Origin of the sequence: Fulvivirga aurantia, from assembly GCF_009711475.1 — a bacterium.
GTDB lineage: Bacteria > Bacteroidota > Bacteroidia > Cytophagales > Cyclobacteriaceae > Fulvivirga > Fulvivirga aurantia.
The window spans coordinates 1-4481 of the sequence record NZ_SMMD01000599.1 but is presented as its reverse complement, the minus strand read 5'-3'; the positions used below and the strand labels follow the sequence as shown (position 1 = coordinate 4481).

The window sequence follows — 4481 nt, the reverse complement described above, 5'->3', positions numbered from 1 at the left end:
CTAAGATGTACATGTCAAATCTGGAGTTAATCGGTGGAAGTATTACATACGAAAATTGTGGAGAGCTTGAAAATATCGAATTTCCTTCGGTTACAAACTTAGGTGCAGTAAAAGTCGAATGGGGAGCTAATTTAAAATCAATAAAATTCCCTACCCTAAACTCAGTCCAAGTAAGCGGTAATATTTATGAAGGAAACAGCTACTTAGATCTGGGAGGTTTAGAAATTATCGAAATTGACTTCAATCAACTCCAAACAATTGATGGTAATTTCCAGCTTTCAAGTAATGACGTACTTACCAACCTTAAAGGATTTGACCAACTTACGAGCGTTGAAAATCTTATGATTTCAAGTAATTACGGGCTGCAAAGCATTAGTACTTTCGGAAACCTTACTTCTGTCAATAATCTTGATGTTAGCTACAACAACAGTTTATCGGACTTATGTGGTTTGCAAAACCTGGCAAAGAATGGCGCAATAAATGGTAATTATGAAGTCGCAGATAACTATCATAATCCGACTAAAGAGGAATTAGCGTCAAATGGCTGCTCCCTTTAATCTTTAAAAGAGTTATCCGTAAATGACGGATAACTCTTTTTTTATTAATTAGAAACTCTCGGGAATTTCTTGAAGTCAGGTTTCCTCTTTTCTAAAAATGCATCTCGACCTTCTTTTGCTTCATCGGTCATGTAGGCAAGTCTCGTAGCTTCTCCGGCAAACACCTGTTGTCCTACCATACCATCATCAGTCAGGTTAAAGGCAAATTTCAGCATTCTTATAGATGTTGGTGATTTAGCTAAAACCTCCTGTGCCCACTCATAAGCGGTATCTTCTAGTTCATCATGAGGTACTACAGCGTTTACCATACCCATTTGGTATGCCTCCTCAGCTGAGTAATTTCTACCTAAGAAGAATATCTCTCTGGCGCGCTTCTGCCCGACCATCTTCGCCAGGTATGCCGATCCATATCCCCCATCAAAGCTGGTTACATCTGCATCTGTTTGTTTAAAAATGGCATGCTCGCGGCTGGCCAAGGTCATATCGCAAACTACGTGAAGGCTATGCCCTCCACCAACTGCCCAACCCGGCACTACAGCGATTACTGCCTTAGGCATAAATCGAATCAGGCGCTGAACTTCTAAAATATTGAGTCTACCAACTCCATCATCATCTATGTAGCCCTGGGCTCCTCTTGCCTTTTGGTCACCTCCACTACAAAAAGAATAAACCCCATCTTTTGTAGAAGGGCCTTCAGCTGATAATAACACAACACCGATCTCCGGATCTTCACGCGCATCTAAAAAAGCATCGAAAAGCTCTCCAGTAGTTTTAGGTCTAAAGGCATTTCTAACATTAGGTCTGTTGAAAGCTATTCTTGCAACACCGTCAGACTTTTTGTAGGTAATATCTTCGTACTCTTTGGCTACTTTCCAGTTTGGCTTTTCCATGATTTATAAATTCTATTCGTGAGATTAACAAAGCGGTAAAATTAATGAAACCACCCTAAAAAGTGCCTATGCTTTTTGAATAAAGGGCATCACGACTTAAGCGCTACCGCAGGTTGCTGTGGCAAAAAAAAGACCCGGACTGTATAGCCCGGGTCTTTTTTGCAAGCAAAGAGGTTAATTAAATTGTTATGTTAAATCTAAGCTACAGAGTTTGTTACAAATAAGCAACTAACTCCCTATCATAATAAATGCACCCCAATAATAAGGATCCTGATGCTTACTTTTAAGTGCTAATTGGGCTTTTTTAAAGGCCTCTTTTTTATTACCGTACCTCGACCAATTGTCATAGAAATTTGTCATAAGCTCTTGTGTAGCAGCATCATCCACTTTCCAAAGACTCATAATGAGCGTATTGGCTCCGGCAGCAAAAAACGCCCTCTGCAATCCGTAAACTCCCTCTCCTGCTTTTACGTCTCCAACACCCGTCTCACAGGCGCTCAGCACTACCAGATCAGTTTGTTGCAAAGAAAGATTCATCGCCTCATAGGCTGTAAGTACGCCATTGTTGCTGCTTTCTAATGAATTGCTACCAGATTGCGCATTTTGCGCACCAGTAAGTAAAATTCCAGCTCGTAGCAACGGGTTGTCTCTGGCGCTTTCGGTACTTACCCCAAATACTTTTTCTTTGTTCAGGTGTTTGTCTTCTAAGAAATAACCATGAGTAGCAACATGCAAAACCTTCGGGTTGTCAATACTTTTTAAGTTGCCTTCAGTGGCTTGTGCCTCAGTATGTTTTGCCAACTTAAAGCCTCGTTTGGCCAATAATTGACTTATACTTTCTATTTCCTTTTTTGTACCTGGCAATTGCGCTATTTCAGAATTACCGTAATCGGGATTACCAATTAAAAATGCTTCTTTACTATTTGATGTATTGCCTGAAGATGAAGTCAATTCCTTCGAGTTTCCAATAAATGCCAAATTGTATTGATCTATGACAAAGGAGCCACTCGGTGTGCGCAAAGTATTTAAATTGATTTGATTATAAATCCCGTCCAGAGAGAGATAAATGTTGCTACTCCCCGCAACTTCGGTTGCTATTGGTGCCCAGTATTGTCCATAAGAGTAATCATCCTGAATTTTCTGATGAACAGCATTATTGTAATATTGGTAATAGCGGGTTTCTAACTCCTTACCGTTTGTCAGCACAACTGAAAGTGGCTTATTTGCGCTTTTTTGTGCGATAAGAGCAACATATTGGGAGTCATCCGTCAGGATATTATCAAATTTTCTTACCCTGATAACCTCCACAGCCACATCACCATTGCCTAATGCAGCATTAACATCATCATAAGTAACTTCAACTATTTTATACCCTTCCTTAAATACGCTTGACTTCTCAGACAAGAAACGCTCATTGTCATTCGCAGCCCGTTCCATAGAGTCGAGGTTTATCTGCTGCTCTTCTAATTCCTCAATGGAGTAGCTATAATACCGGGCTAGTGTTTCTTTTTGATCAAGCCATTGCAAATATTGTTTTATCAAATCCTGATCATCGCTTTCTAGTATTTCTTCTTTGATTTTGTTGGTAGTATTGAGCAGCAAACCTTTAGTGGCGACATGGTAATTAAACATATCAGTTAATAGTTGCGGTTGCTCATTTCTTACATCGATCACAAATGCGTAAAAGCGCTCAAACCTCGGGCGCAACTTATCCCAGTAACTGGTTTTTTCTGCTTCACTCATAGGAGGAAAGTAGCTATTGATAAAGGCCAGGGATTTTTCTAAAGCCGTATGATAAAACTCTGTAGCTTTTTCCGCATTTCCTGTTTTCCATTCCAGAATAGCTCGGTCTTCGATGGATTGCACATACTCAGGATGCTCCTCCCCGAGCTGTTTTTTCCTAATATAATAGGCTTGCTGTATCAGCGGACGGGCCTCCTCGTATTGAGATTGAAATCTATAAAAATTACCTAAATCACTAATGGCTGAGGCATATTGGCGGTGACTTTCTCCATATTTGTTTTTGTATATCTCAATAGCTGTTTTTAATCGTTCTTCTACTTTTTCATACTCGCCTTTTTCCATGTATAAAGCGGCCAGATTGCTTTGCATGTGGGCATAATCGGGGCTATTACTTCCCATTCTCCTCTTTTTAATCGCAATAAGATCTAAAAACAATTCCTCTGCCTTGTTGTAATCACCCATTTCTTGTTTTAGCAAAGCCATATTGGTGAGAAATTTTTGATGATTCCCCGACTTTTTGCCCTGATGCTCTTCTGAAATACTAATTGCGGCTGTCAATTCTTTTCCGGCTTCATCATAACGACCCATAGCCTGGTAAAGCATAGCTCGATTATTAAGAGCGATCGCCAAGGGCATCTCCTTACTATCTTCATGGCTTTTAAGGATATTAATTGATTCTGAAATGAGCTTTTCTGAGTCATTATACTGACCGGTTTCTTTCTTGAGCACTGCCAGGTTATTCAGTGAAGCTCCATAGCTAGGGTGATCTTCCCCATAGGCCTCTTTTCTTAAGGCTAGCGCTTCTCTGGTTGTCTCCTCGGCCAAATTGTACCTCCCCATGGTACCGTAGAGCAGCCCAATATTTGCAATCAGTTTATAATAATTAGCCTCATTGGTAAGATTATTAATTTCATACTTAAGCTTTGCGGCATTGAAAATATCTCCTGCTCTCTTGTAATACCCTTTGGCATACCACAACTCTCCTAAGTCTACCATGGCTCTGGCACTTTCTTTTTCATCAGCATCTCCCTGATTCATCAGGTTGCTTCCCCATTTAATGAAATCTTCTTTAGCACCATCAGTTTCCACAAAATCAGCATTATCATTTACGGATATAGCGTAGCTAAAGCTCGTTGAGTCCATCTGAGCACGCTCATCGTTGAGCTTCTTACTCATAGCACCGCCAAGCTTTTCTTTTAGACCGGCCAGGTTGCCCTTGTTATTGAGGTCTTTTGTTCTTTCTTTTAGAAATTTGCCAATTTGAGCGTCACCAGTATAGTGACAAAACAGA

Annotated in this window: 2 protein-coding genes and 1 pseudogene; 1 reads left to right on the top strand and 2 read right to left on the bottom strand. The window is 40.3% G+C overall.

Annotated features, from left to right (window positions below; genetic code table 11):
• Positions 1–557, top strand: a pseudogene (locus tag E1176_RS20535) (hypothetical protein); the annotation flags it as partial.
• Positions 558–601: 44 nt separating this feature from the next.
• On the opposite strand, the gene E1176_RS05390 reads toward E1176_RS20535, so the two are convergent.
• Positions 602–1447, bottom strand: coding sequence for a 1,4-dihydroxy-2-naphthoyl-CoA synthase (locus E1176_RS05390; RefSeq protein WP_155209545.1), 846 nt, complete (start codon positions 1445–1447; stop codon positions 602–604).
• A 228-nt stretch (positions 1448–1675) separates the two neighbouring features.
• On the bottom strand, positions 1676–4481 hold a 2806-nt coding region (locus E1176_RS05385), incomplete at its 5' end, for a CHAT domain-containing protein (protein WP_155209544.1).

What these genes read in the sequence shown, in the direction of transcription:
- E1176_RS05390 (WP_155209545.1), bottom strand. Translation starts at nt 1,447, where the DNA reads ATGGAAAAGCCAAACTGGAAAGTAGCCAAAGAGTACGAAGATATTACC.